The sequence below is a fragment of the Ignavibacteriota bacterium genome (genome assembly GCA_013285405.1).
Lineage (GTDB): Bacteria > Bacteroidota > Ignavibacteria > Ignavibacteriales > Ignavibacteriaceae > IGN2.
Window position 1 is genome coordinate 1,370,631 of sequence record CP053446.1, and the last position, 18,077, is coordinate 1,388,707.

Sequence of the window (18,077 nt, forward strand, 5' to 3'; positions counted from 1 at the left end):
AAACAAAAAACCTCTTCGGATAAAATGAAGAGGTATAAAAATATTCTTCATCTCATCTTTCCCGGCAATTGCCGGGCAGGATTTAGCACCTGACATCCTGCAATTACCGGATCGGTTGCTACGGCATCAGCGGGCCTGTTCCCTACGCCGTTCTTGATAAGAATTATATTTTATCAGGCTTCGCCTGACGAGCTTTGTGCTCATAAGAACAATTAAAAGTGGTTCAAATATATAAATAATAGTAGTATTGTCAATGGAGTAAACAATATCTCCATGTTTTTCCTGTGAAGATTTTTTAAAACACCTGTAAATATGGCTAAATTATGTTATTCAAAAATTCAGGATATTAATAAATGATAGTAGTTACTGGTGGTGCGGGATTTATCGGAAGCGCAATAGTTTGGAAACTTAACCAGCTCGGTGAAAATAGAATTAGAATAGTGGATGAGTTGGGTAAAGACGATAAATGGAAAAATCTTGTCTCGTTAAAGTTTGATGATTTTATTCATAAGGATGAATTTATCTCTATGATCATTGAGCGGGATTTTTCGTTTGAAATTTCTGCTGTTATCCATATGGGTGCAAACTCTTCAACAACAGAAATAGATGCCGATCATCTTTTCTCAAATAACTATCTCTACACACAAGAACTTGCAAAATATTGTCTCGAAAAAAATATTAGATTTATATATGCGTCATCAGCAGCTACTTATGGAGATGGATCGCTAGGATTTGCTGATGATGAAAATAATCTTGAAACTCTTCGTCCGTTAAATATGTATGGTTACTCAAAACAACTTTTTGATTTGTGGGCAAAGAAGACCGGGGCGTTGGATAAGATCGTCGGTTTGAAATATTTTAATGTTTACGGTCCAAATGAATATCACAAAGGAGATATGCGCTCGGTTGTACACAAAGCTTTTGAACAGATTCGCGATACAGGAAAAGTTAAGCTTTTCAAATCAATGAATCCGGCATACAAGGACGGAGAACAGTTGCGGGATTTTATTTATATAAAAGATGCTGTTGATATGACTTTGTACTTTCTTGATAAACCAAAAGTTAATGGCTTATTCAATCTTGGGACAGGAAAATCAAGAACATGGAATGATCTCGTGATGTCCATCTTCAAAGCGCAAAGTAAACCCGTTAAAATCGATTATGTTGATTTACCAGAACACTTGCGTGAAAAATATCAGTACTTCACCGAGGCAAATATGAATAAAATTAAAGAAGCCGGTTACACTGCCCCGATCCGCAGTCTGGAGGAAGGTGTTACTGATTATGTGAAAAACCATTTACTTGGGAAACCGTATCTTGGAGATTAACTTTTACCGATAAGAATCTTCATCATCCTCTTCGTCGAACAGATCATCTTCATCGTCCGGAAATTCGTCTTCTGTTAAATCATCTTCGGAAGGTTCTGCATCAAAAGGATTTTCGTCTTCGTCTTCTTCTTCTTCATAATAATCGTCCTCTTCATCGTCAAAATCATCGTCCTCGTCTTCGTCTTTCTTTTTACGCTTTGCTGCATTAAGAGTATATGGGTCATCATCGAGACTAAGTTGCAGATTTACAAATTCGTTCTCAAGAGTTTCTTCTAATAATACTTTTTCATTCGGCGCCATCTGGCTTTTCTCCCGCATTAAAATTATTTGTTCAAGTTGTTTTCAAATTTACAATTTAATATTTGCAATATTGTTTTTATTTGCAAATGATTTTTTTGTTACGAGCTAAAATAAAATTTCTATTTAAATCTGCAAATGCTTTTTTCATTCAAAGCATTATTTTGGGACAGCAAAAATATTTAATTTGGTGGAATATGAAACTTGCAACCCTCTGCTATCTGTTAGACAAAAAAAACAATTCAACTCTGATGATTTTTCGCAATAAAAAGAAAAATGATTACCACGAAGGAAAGTGGAATGGGCTCGGTGGAAAGTTTGAACACGGTGAATCACCCGAAGAATGTGCAATCAGAGAAATTGAAGAAGAATGTGGATTAAAAGTCAATTCATTAAAGATGAAAGGATTTATTAGTTTTCCTTTGTTTGATGGAAAAGATGATTGGTACGTTTTCCTTTTTATCGCAGAAGATTTTACCGGAAAACTGATAGATTCTCCGGAAGGAAAACTGGAATGGATTCCGAATGAAAGGCTAACCGAAATTAATCTTTGGGATGGTGATAAAATTTTTATTCCGTGGTTGTTTGAAGAAAAGTTTTTTAGTGCAAAGTTTAATTATAAAGACGGGAAGTTTGTTGATTATTCTGTTTCATTTTATTGACGATTCATCGCCTTAAATCCCTGTCTCTATCACATTGGTCGATTGCGAAAGAATAAAAACGTAAATCAGAGAAAATAATTAATAAGATAACCCCATAGTACCGCGACAGCAAGACATATCAATAAAATTTTGAGCGCAACATTAAATTTTCCATCTTTAAATAATACAATTGGTCCAAAACCGGCACCTGTGCTGAGTCCGGCAATGGTTGCGCCGATAGATAATCCTGTGTGCAAAAATGCTTCTGTTATTGCAATTGATGCCGCACAATTTGGAATCAATCCGAAAATTGCTGTAATGAGAATCTGAAGGTTCTGATGTTTCTGCATCGATTTAATAAACTGTTCTGTGTCAATAAAACTCAGACTGAACGATATGCCAACCGTTATTATCAAAACCCAAAAATATATTCGCATTGTCCGCTTTAATGCATGAAATGTTATTTCCTTATAAATCGTCTTTTCCAGTTCGTTTTTAATTTCTACTGCATGAGAAGATTTAACTTCTGGTAATGGCCCGTCATATAATCTGCTGCCAAAAATAAAATCTACCGCATACCCTGATACACATCCGATTAATAACTTTAGTCCTATTATATATAAAATCATTTCCGATTGATCAAGGTGGGCCAATAATACCGGGATTGCTTCATCAGATGTAGCCAGGTACGTTGCAACAAGAGTTCCAAGCGTAACTCTTTTTGAAAGGAATAGTGTGGTTACAAATACTGACATTCCACATTGCGGAATAATTCCAAGTAATGTGCCGGCAATTGGACCAAGAGGGCCGGATATTTTAAGCTTTGAAATTACATCGAGTTGTTTTGAGTGTGAGAAATATTCAAGAAAGAAATACAGAATAAATAGAACCGGTATCATCAGATACGTGTCTGCAAGAGAGTCTATCAGAATTACAATTAAATCAGAATGGTTGTGATGGTGCATTAAGCCGGTACCATTTAATTATTTTCCAGAAGAAATTCCTTTATGGCTTTGCCAACTTCCGAAGGTTTTTCAATAGGTGTCATGTGACCAGCTTCTTTAATGAGTGCGAATTTTGCGTTGGGAATTTTATCTGACATTGATTTCATCACAGAGGGTGGCGAGAGTTTGTCTTCGCTTCCACAAATAATAAGCGCTGGTAATTTTATATTTTTTAAGTTTTCGGTTGTGTCTGTTCTTCCTGCCATTGCAAGCAAACAGCCTTTTACTCCGTTAGGACTATTTTTTTTAGAACGGTCAACGACCTTTCTATATTCTGCGTTGTTCTCTCTTACAAACTTTTCGCCAAAGCAATTCAAAACAAAAGTTTCTACAAACTCACCAAACATACCTGAGTTTATTTGTTTTATTGCGGAGGCTCTTTTTAATTTTCCCTCATTATTGTCTGCTTCAGATTTGGTGTCGCATAAAATCAACGCTGAAAATTTGTTCTGAATTCTTTCCATAGCTCTCAATGAAATATAACCTCCCATTGAGAGCCCGCAAAGAACCGGTTTGTAAAGTTTCAATTCATCAACTATTCTTTCCAGGTCGTCAACAAAAGACTCCATTGTAAATTGTCCATCGTTAGCAGGTGATTCACCGAGACCTCTAATATCATAGGAGACACAAAAATAATCTTTTTTTAATTCTTCAATTTGCGGTTGCCACATCTGATGATCATAAGGAAACCCATGAACAAAAATTATTGATTTTAAATTCTCCTCCCCTGATATAAAAACAGCAAGATCGTTAATGATTTTTTTCATGATCACACCAAAAAAAGTTGATAATACAGAATGAAATTTAATTCAATATATCTTATTATTCATATCGTAAAAAATTACTTTTATCTTAAAATTTTTCTTTCAGAATAAATGAAAGTGACTAAATGAAAATTGCTTTTGCTACAACAGAATGTGTTCCGTATGCAAAGACCGGTGGCTTGGCGGACGTTGCTGGTTCGCTGCCAGCGGAGCTTGTTAAGCTTGGATGTGATGTAAAGATATTCATTCCGAAATATTCACTTATTGATGAGAACAGACACGGATTAAAATATAACTGGGATATTGGCGAAATGCCGATTCGGATAAATAGTATTATCAGGTCCGTACATATTCATCAGAGCAAATTACCTGGAACCGAAATTGATGTTTATTTTGTTGATTGTCCACATTACTTCTACAGGCACATCATTTACACAAATGATCCGGACGAAGACGAAAGGTTTATTCTCTTCTCAAAGGCTGTAATTGAAACTCTTCAGCGTATTCAGTGGGCGCCGGATGTAATTCACTGCAATGATTGGCAAACAGGTTTGCTGCCGTTATTTATCAAAGATAATTATAGCTGGGATAAATTTTTTGATCACACTGCTTCTCTTCTTACAATTCACAATATTGGTTACCAGGGATTGTTTTCTAAATCAGTTTTGTTCAGCGCAGAGATCAGGGAAAGATTGTTTTATTCGGGCAGTCCAATTGAACAGAACGGCGGAGTGTCGTTTTTAAAAACCGGAATTTCATTTGCCGATATTTTAAATACTGTAAGCAATACTTATTCTCATGAAATTTTATCTCCCGAGTATGGTGCGGGGTTAGAAACTACGTTGCAAAAGCGAAAAGAAGATTTATACGGAATACTTAATGGTGTTGATTATAACATCTGGAATCCGGAAACCGATAAACATATTCCATATCACTATTCTATTAATGATCTTGGAGGAAAATATCTCAATAAAAAATACCTGCTCAATCACTTTGGAATTAAGCCTGATGTTAATATTCCTCTGATAGGAATTGTTTCAAGAATGGTGCTTCAAAAAGGGTTCGATATTTTTTCTGATGCAATTAATGATTTGATGAATCTTGAAGCGCAATGGATAATTCTCGGAAGCGGCGAGGATAAGTTTGAAGAACTTTTCAGATGGCTTTCAAATCAATTTCCCGGAAAGGTTGGCGCTTATGTAGGTTATAATAACGAACTTTCACATCTGATAGAAGCCGGGGCTGATATGTTTCTGATGCCTTCAAGATATGAACCTTGCGGGCTAAATCAAATTTATAGTCTTAAGTACGGTACCGTTCCAATTGTTAGAAAAACCGGCGGGCTTGCCGACACGGTGAAAGATTGGGACGAACAAAATCATTTTGGCTTTAAAGATGGTAACGGATTTTCTTTTTACGATTATTCCGGCTTTGCATTATTTAAATCTGTCGAGCGTGCTGTTAATACTTTTAAACATCGAAATACATGGAAGAAAATTCAAACAAATGGTATGAAACTGGATTTCAGTTGGACGCGCTCTGCGGAAAAGTATCTTGAGCTCTACAAGCTTGCAAAAAGTAAGCGAAGTTAAAAGTTAATTGCATGACCTATAGAAAAATAAAACATGATGTCTCCCCACACAAAGGAATCTTTGGTTAGTCCCTGACTAATTATAAAACTTCTGCCCATAGCAAAATCTGCTGGCCCGATTGGTGTATCAAATGAAATTGCTCCGCCAATTCCATGTCTTAAATCTTTGAATCTTATTTGTTCCTGTACGTCCCAGGTTGAACCAAGATCGTATCTAAACCAGGTATATGTATCAAAGAAAATTTTGAAAGGAAGCTTATACTGATACATAACTGAAGTTAAAAATATCTGTCTGCCTCTGAACTCGTTTTGGTTGGCTCCAAAAAAAGAATATAGTCCACCAAGCATAAACTGCTCGCTGATGGGAAGAGTTTTGTCTCCAAAACCAATCTGTATTTTTGGTGAAAGGACATGTTGATCAGATAACTTAATATAGTATTTCAATTCAGAATTGAATAATAGATAACTTTCATCGCCGCCTAAAAAACTTTGAGCTGTTTCGTAAAATCCATTAAAGTACAACCCATCTTCTGGATAAGGATATTTATTTTGGTTATCAACGATGGCTTCTATTTTAAGGCTTACTATTTTAGTTTGATATGGGCTTATGGTATTGCCCTCTTTGTTTTTGACTTCATCAATTTGGTATTTGCCTGTAAAAATAAGCTTGCCAAATTTTTCAAGCTGTGAGCCGATAGAAAGAGATCCACCATAAAATATTTGTCTGTATTTTCCTTTGTAATCGCTTGAAAAAGTATTTCCTGTCTCTGAAAATTTATGAGAGTAAACATCTATATCACTAAATTTATAATATGCATTTAGTTTATAAGTAAAATAAGTATCAAGGATTCTGTATGATATGTGTTCGAGAATATAGGCTCTGTTGCTTGTGCCTCCGAAAAGAAAAAGTCCGAGTTCTGTACCTGTGTGAAAAAGATTGACATCTCTTATATCAACACCAAGTTGTGCGTTGTAAGCATTGTCAACCAAAAAACCTATCTTCAACAAGCTGGAAATTTTCTCTTTAACATCCAGATTAAGAACTGTTTCAGAATTATTTTTTTCTACCGTTAAATTAATGTCGTCAAACAAACCCGTTGCTCTGAGCTTAGTCAGACCTTTCTCGAGTTCAGAATAAACAAGATAATCGCCTTCCTTTATATTAAACTCCCGGTTAATAACCGTTTTGCTTGTTTCGCTGCCTATTTTCACTTTGGAAATAATCCCACCATCAAACTCAAGAATGAGTCTCCCGGAAGTTGTGTCGAAGTTATAGCTCCTCAATTCAAACAGGATGTATCCTTTTCTTTTAAAATCAACAATCAGCTTTCTTACGACATTATAAATAATTTTCCCCGAATATGGTTTCCCGCGGAGAGTATTAATCAGGTAAGATGCTCCTGCTGAATCAACAATTCCATTTGAAACAATTTCAATTTCATTAATTAAAGAATTAACTGAATATTGAAATATTATTTGATTTGTGTTTTCGTTTTCTTCAATTCTAACCGACATCGAATCAAAATATCCTGTTTTGTAAAGCTCCGTCATGTCTTTGAAAATTTCAAAGCTCGAGACGGAATCCATCATAGAATATTTGTCTAAATATTTTTTTTCATATTCTCCGGGATTTAACGGAAGAAGCGGTTTTTTTATCCAGAACAAATCCATTGCTGTATTCGAAATCATCATTGAGTCAATTTGCTGCTTTATAGCGGGTGTAAGTTTTTTTGTATATGAATAGCTCTTTGCAATTAGTGAGTCAATGTTGGTAAAATCAGTTGCTGTCTCGTTATCAATATCGGGCTTAATAATAAAATCGGCGTTCGAGAGTTCCGCTTGTTCAAGCCTTTTCATTGGAATGCTTACTGTTTGATCAGCAATGTTCCAGGGAACTTCCAAATCGTTCTGGTCTCTCAGGTCGCTTGTTGTGTTTACAGCTATTACATAGTCTGCGCCTAAATTCAGCACGATGTTAACCGGAATGTTAGCTACTAACCCACCATCGACAAGTGTCATTGAATCGATAACTACAGGTGCGAGAAGAAACGATACACTTGAACTTGCCCTCATTGCCCTCGCCAGAGATCCATCAGAAAGAATAACCGGTTCTCCATCGATCAGGTTTGTACATACTGCTCTGTACTTTATCAGTAAATCATCGAAACTATTTACAGGAATCACCGGCGCAGATAAACATAACAATGTAAGATAGTTAGAAAGCCGAAGTCCTTCATTAAATGATGTTGGTAGAACCGGACTAAATCCATCAAGTCTCAAAGTAAAAAGAGATCTGTCTTCATTTATCTTTTGATCTATAAAGAGTTCTCTTCTTTCCGAAGGATTGTTAAATGACAGCAATTGGTCCCAATCCGTATTCATCACTATAGAATCCATTTCCTCGAGAGAATAGCCGGAAGCGTATGCGCCGCCAATAATACTTCCGATACTTGTTCCTGCTAAAAGGGATATATCTATCCCCGCTTCATCAAGCGCTTTGAGAATTCCTATTTGAGCAAGACCGCGAGCACCGCCGCCGCTCATCGCAATTCCTATTTCCGGGTATGATGATGGGATTTTTTGGGAAAGTCCATACGGAAGCTTTTTAATTTTAGTATGAAGCGAAATAATTTTTACTTCCTGTGCGTTCAGGTTAGTAAGAAGCAGTAAGAAAACGACAGAAAATATTTTCTTAAAAATATTCACGATTCAAAGTTATGAAAAGGATTTTAAAGACGAGGTAACTTTTGGAGCGCCCTTATGTTTCTTTTACTTTCTGTTCCTTTGCTGTTGCTTTGATTGTTGTTCAGCCGCTTCCGTTAGTCTCTGCATAAAACCTTTCTTTCTCTTAGAAGGATCTACCGGAACTAATTCAACATTATCTTTCTTCTGATTTATGTAGTATTGCTGAGCAATCGAAAAAAGATTGAACATAAAATAGTATAGATTTAATCCTGAAGGAAACGTCATGAACAAAATGGTTAACATGACCGGCATCATGTAAACAAGTGCCTGTTGTTTTGGATCCTTAATAGACATCTTTTGCTGAACAAAGGTTGTAATTCCCATTAGCAATGCAAGTCCACTAATCTCCCGAACTCCAAAAAGAGGAAGTTTAAAACCAAGATCGAAAATAACATCGGGAACCGAGAGATCGTTTATCCAAAAAATAAATGGCTGCTGGCGTAATTCAATCGCTGCCTGGAACAATCCCCACAATGCAATAAAAATTGGCATTTGCAAAAGTATCGGCAGGCAACCTCCGGCGGGATTTACTCCATATGTTGAATATAATTTCATGGTTTCTTTATTTATTGCCTGTGGGTCGTCTTTAAATTTCTCTTTAAGTTCGGTTATCTTCGGCTGCAGTAGCTGCATTTTTTTCATCGATTGAAAACTTTTTCTTGTCAGCGGGTAAACGATAATCTTGATTATTAAAGAGAATACAATTATTACAAACCCATAATTTGGAATGAAGTCATTTAAAAACTTGAACAACGGAAGTAAAAGATATTCTGCTATTGGTCTTACTATGAACTTAAGTCCAAAAAATGTTCCGAAGTCAACAAGTGCTGTAAGATTTGTGTTTATTTCTTTCAGCAGGTCATAATCAACAGGACCGACATATATACTAACCGATCTTTTCTCAAGCTTGTTTCCACTAAAAGGCATAACGAGGTGTACATTATAAATTTCTCTAAGTCCTAAACTTTTTGTTGGAAATGTTTGCCCTTCTATATAGGCTCCCTCTACCTGACTGGGGTCAGATGGAATCATAATCGCAGTAAAATACTTATTTCTCACCGCCAACCAGTCAACCTTGCCATTAAAGTCCTTTGTTATTTTTTCGCCATCGCCGGGTGCATCTACCACAACTTTTTCGTCACCATAATAAACATCTGCACTTGAAAACCCCGCCTCGTTTACGCTGTTCCTTTCCACAGATCTTAATCCGGATTCCCAGGATATATCATAAACATTATCAGTAATTATCCCATTAAAATCTTCAAAGGTTATTTCGCTTCCTATTAAATAACTACCAGCATTAAATATGTATTTTTTTTCAATCGCGCCAGAAGTATTTAATTCCATCCTGAAATTAATTATCAGAGAGTCGTTTCCGCTGACCGTAAGTTTGCTTTGAGACGTGGTCTTAAAATTTAGTGTTGACGTATTTATAGCTTTTCCTTCGGTGCTGACAAACGATATGTTATATGCATTCTCTAAAGAATAGTTTATCAACTGTACCGACTTCTTGTAAAAGTTATTACTATTATCTTCGGTTGAATACCAATTATTAAATTTCTTTAGATATATCTTATGAAAATTGGCGCCCCTCGTTGATATTTCATAAATAGCAAGATCTGTTTCTACTGTAATTATGCGTCCGGTATCTGTAAATGCGTTGGAAAATCTACCAAGAGATGAATCTTCGACTGTTGTGTTCTGTTGTCGTTGCCGGGTTTTTTCTTCGGATTGTGTTTTAGGTAATTCTTCTGGTTTTTGATCTATTACTTTTGTTGTGTCGCTTGTACCCGGTGTTTGTTTCTCTTGCTCTGGAGTATTAAGGAAAAGCCAAATTATTAATATGGCTCCAATAAGTACAAATGCTATTGTTGTATTTTTATCCAAGATCCTTTGTCTCTTTTCTATCCTTTTATATAATTTATTATATAGTCAACCATGACTTTTTTCTGAAGTAATATATTTTAAAATGATACCAACATCCGGCTGAATTTCATTAAGAAATAATTTTTTTTTGTTCTTTTGGCTAATCTTGTGCGGTGAAAAAACAATGAGAAGGTTTGTTTTGTTTTTATTTAGAATTTCCGAAATGGTTTTTATCTCAAGTCTAACTGATTCTCTGATCAACCTCTTAAATCTATTCCGCCATACACTGTTACCCAGGCTTGATGCAACGGCTGTTGCGACTTTCATCACTCTTTTTTCACCTTCAACAATAAATACGTAAGAGGCTCTGACAAAACCACTTTTTAATTTTAACGATTTACCTTTGCTATAAACAAGTTCAAAATCCGTTTTTCTTTTCAGCGTTTCAAAATTCTTTCCCTTTACTTTCACAACAACATGTAATTATTATTCGTCACTAACTGTCAGTTTTTTTCTTCCTTTCGCTCTTCTTTTGGAAAGAACGACTCTCCCATTTTTTGTTTTCATTCTTTCCCTAAATCCATGTTTGTTCTTTCTTTTTGTATTACTTGGTTGATAAGTTCTTTTCATTTTGGTTCTCCATATTCATTAAAAAAGAGCCCAAAAATAACCCGATATGGTGTTATTATCAAGAAAATTATTTTTAGTGAATTTCTTTGTAAAAAAGATTTTTACAAGATGTAAAATTAATTTGTTCTGAACATATTCAATTGTTATTTTTTGAGTGAGCGGCCCGCTTTTCAAAATGTTGATAACTTGTGAATTTTCGTCGTTTGTGGAAACGTTTCACAAATGGCGCTATGCTAAATCTCAACTTTGATTTGTAAATCATGTGCATAAATTTATTACTAAAAGCTAAAACGCTTTAATTTACAAGAGTTTATCGCAAGTTGTTTGATGTTTATAAGTTGTGTGTAGAATTTCTTTAACTCGGATAAATATTAAATTATGCGGTATCAATATTATGTTTTATTAAACCAAACTCTGTGGATAAGTGTCATTGGAACAATTAGAAATTAAAGAGAAGGAAGCTATAACCAGCCATTTAAATGTCTGGAAATCATGTCTCCTTAAGATCAAGGAAAATGTTTCTATGATGACTTATAATACATGGTTTTTACCCATAAAACCGCTTGAACTTAGCGACTCTACTTTGAAGGTTCAAATTCCAAGTCAATTTTTTTGGGAGTGGATAGATGAACATTTCAACGGTCTCATTACGCGCTCCATTACGGATGTTTTAGGCAAGGAGGCAAAGCTTTCTTACATTATTGCGGAAGACATTCCGATAGTTGAAACCAAAAGCAATGGGATTCCTGCATCTCTTAGCGTGATGGCAGAAAAGCAAAAGCCAAAACATAATTTTGAGTCTAACCTCAATCTAAGATATACTTTTGATAATTTTATCAAAGGCGAAGGAAATCAGCTTGCGCGGGCTGCTGCAGGAGCTATAAGTGATAATCCTGGTGGAACATCATTCAATCCGCTTTTTTTGTACGGCGGTGTTGGTCTCGGTAAAACTCACCTCATTCAGGCAATTGGAAACCAAATTGTTAAGAACTTCCCTGAAAAAAAAGTTATATATCTTTCTTCAGATATATTTACTGTTGAGTTTGTAGAATCAATTCAGACAAATAAGGTAAATGAGTTTTCCAATTTTTACAGAAGTATGGATGTGCTTATTATAGATGACATACAGTTTTTAATTGGAAAAGAAAAAACTCAGGATCTTTTCTTCCACATCTTTAACACACTTCACCAATCCAGAAAGCAAATTATTTTATCCAGTGATAAACCGCCAAAAGATCTGAAAGGTCTTGATGAAAGATTAATCTCGAGATTTCAGTGGGGTTTGACGGCAGATATTCAACCACCGGAACTGGAAACAAGAATAGCAATCCTCAAACGAAAAGCTGAAACATACGGGATGGGTGTATCAAATGAAATATTGGAGTATATCGCATCTAACATAACTTCAAACATCCGGGAACTCGAAGGTTGTCTTATAAAACTTTTAGCCAGCGTTTCCCTTAGTTCCAAAGAAATAACATTTGAGCTTGCTAAAAAGACAGTGAAAGAAATTGCAACAGACCGAAAAACAAACACCTTGACTATTGAGACTATAACAAAAGTTGTTTGTGAACAACTTGGTGTTGCCGATAATAAAATCAGGGATAAAACAAGAAAAAAGGAAATTGTTCTTGCAAGACAAATTGCAATGTATCTTGTTAAGGAGCTTACTTTGTCTTCACTTAAAACTATTGGACTTCATTTTGGGGGGCGAGATCATTCTACTGTAATACACGCATGTAATACCATTGAAGATATGAAAAGCAAGGACGCAACTTTTAATAATATTTTGGAAGATATAAGAAACAAGGTTGAACTTGCTTCTTAATCTGTTAGCAACATGTTAGTTTCTGAGCCTTGCTTTGTTGAAAACTTTACGATATACACCATTGTATTTATATTTTGATCTTTTCAATAAATTATTAACATTATTTTTACTTCGGTCTTTCTATAAGTATTTACAAAAACAACATTTATTGTATAATTAACATACTAACACGGTAATATTTACTATTAATAAGTAATAAATTATCTATTAATATATTAATTGTGTGTTCATATCTGATAAATTGAGAAGAAACATTTTAAGATTTCTAAAGCATTTTGGTCTATTTTTTGATTTTACAAGCCAATATAATTAATAACAATCCATAGAGAAATTATGAAACATAAAGCTATTTTCATTGCTGCGGTTCTTTTATCACTCAGCTTATTAAGCTGCTCAGATGGACCGATCAATAAAATTACCTTACAAAACAAGGCTGCTGGTGATGTGTATCTGAGTTTTAGAGGCACTGAGATAAGTGTTCCAAGTGGTCAAACAGTTGAGTTACAAGATATAGACAAAGGCGAATACGAATATGAAACGGTATTTTCTATTCCTGCCGGATCAACGAGTTTTAGTTCTGAAGGTGAGCTGACAGGAACCTTGATTCTAAACGCAGGCACAAAGATTTTGATTATATACTCAAGTGTTATTAGTGAAGAAGGTGCATATACAATCTATGCAAGCGTTACCACCTCTGATGATTTAACAGAGGGCGGTCTTCCTAATCCGATTCCTTAGATCAGACAAAAATAATTATTATTCTCCTCTAAGTTTTTAACTTTCTTTTAGATTACAAGCACACTTTGGTGTGCTTGTAATTATTGTTATTACCTTCCTTTTTTAGTATTTTTCTGTGCTTTAATAGGAGAGCAATTAATGGAATTAAAAGTAAACAGTAAAATACTCGATAAGATACTTTCCAAAATTATTCCGGCCGTTCCAGCAAGAACTCCAATGCCGATATTGGAGAATTTTTTGTTTGAAATAAAAGGTGGATTGCTGGTTATTTATGCAACTGACCTTGAAATTTCTCTCAAATCGTCAATAAACGTCACTGCTACTGAGAATTTAAGCTTAGTTATACCGGCAAGATTGATTTACGACGTTATACGGTCAATGGAAGATGTTCAAATAAATTTTAGTACAAACGGAAACAACAAACTAAAATTGACAACAGAAAATGGTGTTTACAATATATCCTATTCTTCTTCAGAAGATTTTCCTGAGTTGCCAACAATATCAAAGAGCAAAGAAATAATATTGAGCGGGAAAGATTTAAAAAAAGCAATTGATCAAACGTCATTTGCTATGAGTAAAGAAGATATGCGACCAGCTATGACAGGAACGTTGCTCGAATTTACTTCGGAGGGGCTTAGGTTTGTTACAACAGACGGACACCGGCTGGTAAAATTAATATATAAAAATATTAAATCTGGTTCTGAAGAACAGTACATCGTTCCCGAAAGAGCGATTTCAGTTCTGTCTAAACTTCTTGGTGAAACCGATGTAAAAATTTATCCCGGCAAATCTCATATTTCATTTATTATTGGAGATGTTGAATTCAGCTCAAGACTTATCGCAGAAAAATATCCAGCATACAGCAGTGTCATTCCGCTAGAAAACGAAAACATATTGAAAATGAAAAGACACGAATTGCAATCTACTATAAAAAGAATGATGTTGTTTTCTTCTTCGAGCTCCAAACAGGTGAAGTTTTCAATAAGCAAAAATCTTGTTGTAGTATCTGCCGAGGATATAGATTTAGGTTCAAATGCAGTTGAAAAAATTCCCTGCGAGTATAATGGAGAGCAAATGGACATTGGGTTCAACACACAATATGTGAGCGATATTTTATCTCATGTAGAAAATGAAGAGGTAATATTTAAACTACATTCTCCAACTAAAGCCTGCATTATTGAACCAGGTAAAAAACAGGAAGGAGAAGACCTGATGTTATTATTGATGCCGGTGCGACTAAACACTTAAAATGTCTTTATCCTCTGTTAGCCTGAGAAACATTAGAAAACACACCGAAGCCCGGATAGATTTTTCTGATAAGCTGAACTATATTGTTGGTGGAAATGGTGTTGGAAAGACAACAATCCTGGAAGCAATTCATTATTTAAGCACAACAAAAAGCTGTGTAACATCCACGGACTCGGAGGCGGTAAAATTTGGAGCTCCAGGATTTTCAATTGAAGGACATTTTGCAGGAAGAACAGAAGACGAAACAAAGCTTACTTATTCTGTTAGTGATAATAAAAAACAATATTTATTGAACGGAAAACTAATTAATAGATTTTCAGAAATTATAGGAAAATTCCCTGTTGTGTTGATTTCTCCTTCTGACCATTCGATCACGCAAGGTTACTCAGCAGAAAGAAGAAAGTTTGTTGATTCTGTAATATCTCAAGCCAGCAGAACATATCTAAATCTGTTGATAGATTACAACAGAACTCTTAAACAACGCAACTTTCTCTTAAATAGAATTAGAGAAAGTAATAGAAATGATTTACAAGAGCTTAAGGCATGGAACGAGAAGTTGGTTGAGTCCGGCGTTGAAATAATTAGACACAGAGAAAATTTTGTGACAAATTTTGATTCATATATAAAAAACTCTTATTTGAGAATTCTTCATAAAAAGGAAGAACCAGCGATTCATTACTACTTTCTTGAAGGAAAAAGTTCAGAAGGCAAGGAATTAGATTTTTATGATTTACTGGAGAAACGAAGAGACGAAGAGATACGTCGGGGCACAAGTTTAGTTGGTCCGCACAAAGATGAGTTCATATTCAGTATTAATGGAATAAGTATTAAGAACTATGGCTCACAAGGACAGAACAAAACCTTTCAGGCAATATTAAGATTTGCAGAATATTTTTATTTGAAAGACAGAACAGGAAAATCACCTTTGTTTCTTCTTGATGATGTTTTTGGAGAACTGGACGCTGAACGTGCATCAGCAATAAGCTACTACTTAGAAGAAGTAGAACAAGCTTTTATAACATTAACAGATTTTGGAAATTTTTCTTTTTTGAGCATGGGAAAGGACAGCAGAATTATAAAACTATTCGACACAGGAGACATATCGTATGCGTAATAGTTTTAGAAGCTTAAAGGATGTTTTTATGAAGGAAATATCTCTTGCTGGTATGAGAGAGTTGGTAGAATCTTCGGATGTAATTGTGCAATTCTATGAAATATTTCCCAACCTGGAAAAGATAGCGGTTCCATTATCATGCGAGAAAAAGATTTTAAAACTAAAAGTTGAAAATCCGGCATGGAGAAACGAACTTAAATTTAAAGAATTTGAAATAATAGAAAACATTAATAAACATTTTAATGAACAAAGAATTAATCAAATAAGATTTATTGGATAACAGATGACAAAAAAAAGCAAACAAGAAGAATATAGTGCTAAAAATATTAATGTTCTTAAAGGACTCGAAGCTGTACGAAAAAGACCAGCAATGTACATCGGAGACGTAAGCAGCCGGGGTCTTCATCATCTGGTTAACGAAGTGGTTGACAACAGTATTGATGAAGCATTGGCGGGATATTGTGATATGATAGAGGTCAAAATTAATAAAGATGGCTCTGTTTCGGTAGCAGACAACGGCAGAGGAATTCCGGTAGATATGCATCCGGTTGAAAAACGATCTGCTCTGGAAGTGGTAATGACCGTTCTGCATGCCGGCGGAAAATTTGATAAAAGCTCATATAAGGTTTCCGGTGGTTTACACGGCGTGGGTGTTTCAGTGGTTAATGCTCTTTCCGAATGGCTGAAAGTGGAAGTTAAAAGAGATGGGCAGATATATTTTCAGGAATATAAAAGAGGAATTCCCGTTAAACCTGTCAAAGAGATAGGCAAAACGAAACGCGGTGAACGAGGCACAACAACAACTTTCTTTCCCGATCCTGAAATATTTAAAGCAACAGAATTCCGTTTTGATATTCTTGCTGAAAGAATGAGAGAGCTTGCATACCTCAACAAAACCATTACAATTAAAATCAGAGACGATAGAAACGGGGGCGAAGAGGAAACTTTTCACTTTAAGGGAGGTCTGATTGAGTTTGTTAAGTATCTCGACTCATCAAGACAGGCGCTGCATAAAACAGTTTATATTGAAGGCGAAAAAGACAACACCCCTGTTGAAATTGCTTTCCAATATACTGATGGCTATTCAGAAAACATTTTTTCATACGTAAACAACATTAATACGCACGAAGGAGGAACTCACCTGGTTGGTTTTAAAACTGCTCTTACCAGGACGCTCAATAATTATGCATATAAAAACGGACTTGTTAAAGAAGGAAAAATTACCCTGACCGGTGATGATTTTAGAGAGGGATTAACAGGAGTAATTTCCGTTAAGGTTGCAGAACCCCAATTTGAAGGACAAACTAAAACCAAACTTGGTAACAGCGAAACAAAGTCAGCAGTTGAAACACTCGTTGGTGAAAAGCTTGCTGAATTTCTTGAAGAGAACCCACCTGTTGGAAAAAAAATTATTGAAAAGTGTATGCGCGCTGCAGAAGCAAGAGAAGCAGCAAGAAAAGCTCGCGACCTTGCCAGAAGAAAAAATGCGCTGGACAATATGAATCTCCCGGGAAAACTCGCAGATTGCAGTATTACCGATCCGGAACATTGTGAAATATATGTTGTTGAAGGAGACTCAGCGGGCGGATCAGCGAAACAAGGAAGAGATAGAAAGTTTCAGGCGATACTTCCATTGAGAGGAAAGATTCTGAATGTAGAAAAAGCCAAGATGAATAAGATTCTCGAGAATAATGAAATCAGAGCAATCATTTCAGCAATAGGGGCTGGACTTGGTGCCGAGTTCGACCATTCTCAATCCAGGTATGGAAAAGTAATTTTAATGACTGATGCCGATGTTGATGGAAGCCACATAAGAACACTGCTTCTCACTTTTCTTTACAGGCACATGAAAGACCTGATTACTTCTGGTAAAGTTTATATTGCACAACCACCTCTTTATAAAGTTAAAAAAGGGAAAGAAGAATTTTATGCATACGACGAGAAAGAGAGAGATCAGATAATAAAAAGACTGAAGGTTGATGGAAAGGAAAAAGATAAAAAGAAAGTCGAAGAAAAAACAGAAGAAACTGCTGGAGAAGAAATAACAGAAGAAAAAGAAATTAAGGGAATTGTTATTTCCAGATACAAGGGCTTGGGGGAAATGAACCCGGAACAGCTTTGGGAAACGACAATGAATCCGGAAACCAGAACAATACTTCAGGTGACACTTGAAAGTGCGGCAAGCGCGGATAAAATTTTTGAAACTCTTATGGGCGACGATGTTGAACCCAGAAAAGAATTCATTGAAAAACATGCTAAGTACGCTAATCTGGATGTTTAATT

Annotated in this window: 16 protein-coding genes and 1 riboswitch; of the genes, 9 read left to right on the forward strand and 7 right to left on the reverse strand. The window is 35.4% G+C overall.

From position 1 onward, the window contains the following. Positions 1 to 49: 49 nt before the first annotated feature. Positions 50 to 163: riboswitch (SAM riboswitch) on the reverse strand. 190 nt (positions 164 to 353) lie between these two features. Beyond that, the gene (gene rfaD / locus HND39_05915; GenBank protein QKJ95855.1) at positions 354 to 1,328 is read left to right on the forward strand and encodes an ADP-glyceromanno-heptose 6-epimerase; all 975 of its coding nucleotides are present in this window, start codon (positions 354 to 356) and stop codon (positions 1,326 to 1,328) included. Between the two features lie 3 nt (positions 1,329 to 1,331). Here rfaD and HND39_05920 read toward each other — a convergent pair whose 3' ends face one another. Beyond that, a complete protein-coding gene (locus HND39_05920; protein QKJ95856.1) occupies positions 1,332 to 1,646 on the reverse strand; it encodes a hypothetical protein in 315 nt (104 codons plus the stop codon). 176 nt (positions 1,647 to 1,822) lie between these two features. Between HND39_05920 and HND39_05925 the strand changes: the two genes are divergently transcribed. Next, positions 1,823 to 2,287, forward strand: a complete 465-nt coding sequence (locus HND39_05925) for an 8-oxo-dGTP diphosphatase (GenBank protein QKJ95857.1) — start codon at positions 1,823 to 1,825, stop codon at positions 2,285 to 2,287. 65 nt (positions 2,288 to 2,352) lie between these two features. On the opposite strand, the gene HND39_05930 is transcribed toward HND39_05925, so the two are convergent. Together HND39_05930 and HND39_05935 are read right to left on the reverse strand one after the other, a co-directional pair. Then, positions 2,353 to 3,231: an arsenic efflux protein gene (locus tag HND39_05930; protein QKJ95858.1), complete on the reverse strand. Its 879-nt coding sequence runs from the start codon at positions 3,229 to 3,231 to the stop codon at positions 2,353 to 2,355. A 14-nt stretch (positions 3,232 to 3,245) separates the two neighbouring features. Continuing rightward, positions 3,246 to 4,037: an alpha/beta fold hydrolase gene (locus HND39_05935; GenBank protein ID QKJ95859.1), complete on the reverse strand. Its 792-nt coding sequence runs from the start codon at positions 4,035 to 4,037 to the stop codon at positions 3,246 to 3,248. A gap of 122 nt (positions 4,038 to 4,159) precedes the next feature. Here HND39_05935 and glgA point away from each other — a divergent pair, with 122 nt between their 5' ends. Further along, a complete protein-coding gene (gene glgA, locus HND39_05940) occupies positions 4,160 to 5,626 on the forward strand; it encodes a glycogen synthase GlgA (protein ID QKJ95860.1) in 1,467 nt (488 codons plus the stop codon). On the opposite strand, the gene HND39_05945 is transcribed toward glgA, so the two are convergent. From HND39_05945 to rpmH, 4 genes are all read right to left on the reverse strand, one after another. Beyond that, positions 5,623 to 8,331, reverse strand: a complete 2,709-nt coding sequence (locus tag HND39_05945; GenBank protein ID QKJ95861.1) for a BamA/TamA family outer membrane protein — start codon at positions 8,329 to 8,331, stop codon at positions 5,623 to 5,625. The genes glgA and HND39_05945 overlap by 4 nt on opposite strands. A gap of 63 nt (positions 8,332 to 8,394) precedes the next feature. Next, positions 8,395 to 10,257 (reverse strand): membrane protein insertase YidC, encoded by a 1,863-nt coding sequence (yidC, locus tag HND39_05950; GenBank protein QKJ95862.1) that lies wholly within the window; start codon positions 10,255 to 10,257, stop codon positions 8,395 to 8,397. Positions 10,258 to 10,302: 45 nt separating this feature from the next. After that, positions 10,303 to 10,707 (reverse strand): hypothetical protein, encoded by a 405-nt coding sequence (locus HND39_05955; GenBank protein QKJ95863.1) that lies wholly within the window; start codon positions 10,705 to 10,707, stop codon positions 10,303 to 10,305. A 15-nt stretch (positions 10,708 to 10,722) separates the two neighbouring features. Further along, positions 10,723 to 10,866, reverse strand: coding sequence for a 50S ribosomal protein L34 (gene rpmH / locus HND39_05960; GenBank protein ID QKJ95864.1), 144 nt, complete (start codon positions 10,864 to 10,866; stop codon positions 10,723 to 10,725). A 463-nt stretch (positions 10,867 to 11,329) separates the two neighbouring features. On the opposite strand from rpmH, the gene dnaA reads away from it, so the two are divergent. From dnaA to gyrB, 6 genes are all read left to right on the forward strand, one after another. Continuing rightward, on the forward strand, positions 11,330 to 12,694 hold the full coding sequence (dnaA, locus tag HND39_05965) for a chromosomal replication initiator protein DnaA (protein QKJ97899.1): 1,365 nt from the start codon (positions 11,330 to 11,332) through the stop codon (positions 12,692 to 12,694). 333 nt (positions 12,695 to 13,027) lie between these two features. Beyond that, positions 13,028 to 13,432, forward strand: coding sequence for a hypothetical protein (locus HND39_05970; GenBank protein QKJ95865.1), 405 nt, complete (start codon positions 13,028 to 13,030; stop codon positions 13,430 to 13,432). A gap of 138 nt (positions 13,433 to 13,570) precedes the next feature. Then, positions 13,571 to 14,680 carry a DNA polymerase III subunit beta gene (gene dnaN / locus HND39_05975; GenBank protein ID QKJ95866.1) on the forward strand — a complete coding sequence of 370 codons (1,110 nt, stop codon included), beginning with the start codon at positions 13,571 to 13,573 and terminating at the stop codon, positions 14,678 to 14,680. A gap of 1 nt (position 14,681) precedes the next feature. Continuing rightward, positions 14,682 to 15,794: a DNA replication and repair protein RecF gene (gene recF / locus HND39_05980; GenBank protein ID QKJ95867.1), complete on the forward strand. Its 1,113-nt coding sequence runs from the start codon at positions 14,682 to 14,684 to the stop codon at positions 15,792 to 15,794. 28 nt (positions 15,795 to 15,822) lie between these two features. Next, a complete protein-coding gene (locus HND39_05985) occupies positions 15,823 to 16,074 on the forward strand; it encodes a DUF721 domain-containing protein (GenBank protein QKJ95868.1) in 252 nt (83 codons plus the stop codon). A gap of 3 nt (positions 16,075 to 16,077) precedes the next feature. Next, a complete protein-coding gene (gyrB, locus tag HND39_05990; GenBank protein ID QKJ95869.1) occupies positions 16,078 to 18,075 on the forward strand; it encodes a DNA topoisomerase (ATP-hydrolyzing) subunit B in 1,998 nt (665 codons plus the stop codon). The last annotated feature ends 2 nt before the right edge of the window (positions 18,076 to 18,077 follow it).

Coding starts and splice junctions, on each gene's coding strand:
- rfaD (QKJ95855.1), top strand. CDS start 354: ATGATAGTAGTTACTGGTGGTGCGGGATTTATCGGAAGCGCAATAGTT.
- HND39_05920 (QKJ95856.1), bottom strand. CDS start 1,646: ATGCGGGAGAAAAGCCAGATGGCGCCGAATGAAAAAGTATTATTAGAA.
- glgA (QKJ95860.1), top strand. CDS start 4,160: ATGAAAATTGCTTTTGCTACAACAGAATGTGTTCCGTATGCAAAGACC.
- recF (QKJ95867.1), top strand. CDS start 14,682: ATGTCTTTATCCTCTGTTAGCCTGAGAAACATTAGAAAACACACCGAA.
- HND39_05930 (QKJ95858.1), bottom strand. CDS start 3,231: ATGCACCATCACAACCATTCTGATTTAATTGTAATTCTGATAGACTCT.
- gyrB (QKJ95869.1), top strand. CDS start 16,078: ATGACAAAAAAAAGCAAACAAGAAGAATATAGTGCTAAAAATATTAAT.
- HND39_05970 (QKJ95865.1), top strand. CDS start 13,028: ATGAAACATAAAGCTATTTTCATTGCTGCGGTTCTTTTATCACTCAGC.
- HND39_05985 (QKJ95868.1), top strand. CDS start 15,823: ATGAAGGAAATATCTCTTGCTGGTATGAGAGAGTTGGTAGAATCTTCG.
- rpmH (QKJ95864.1), bottom strand. CDS start 10,866: ATGAAAAGAACTTATCAACCAAGTAATACAAAAAGAAAGAACAAACAT.
- HND39_05935 (QKJ95859.1), bottom strand. CDS start 4,037: ATGAAAAAAATCATTAACGATCTTGCTGTTTTTATATCAGGGGAGGAG.
- dnaN (QKJ95866.1), top strand. CDS start 13,571: ATGGAATTAAAAGTAAACAGTAAAATACTCGATAAGATACTTTCCAAA.
- HND39_05925 (QKJ95857.1), top strand. CDS start 1,823: ATGAAACTTGCAACCCTCTGCTATCTGTTAGACAAAAAAAACAATTCA.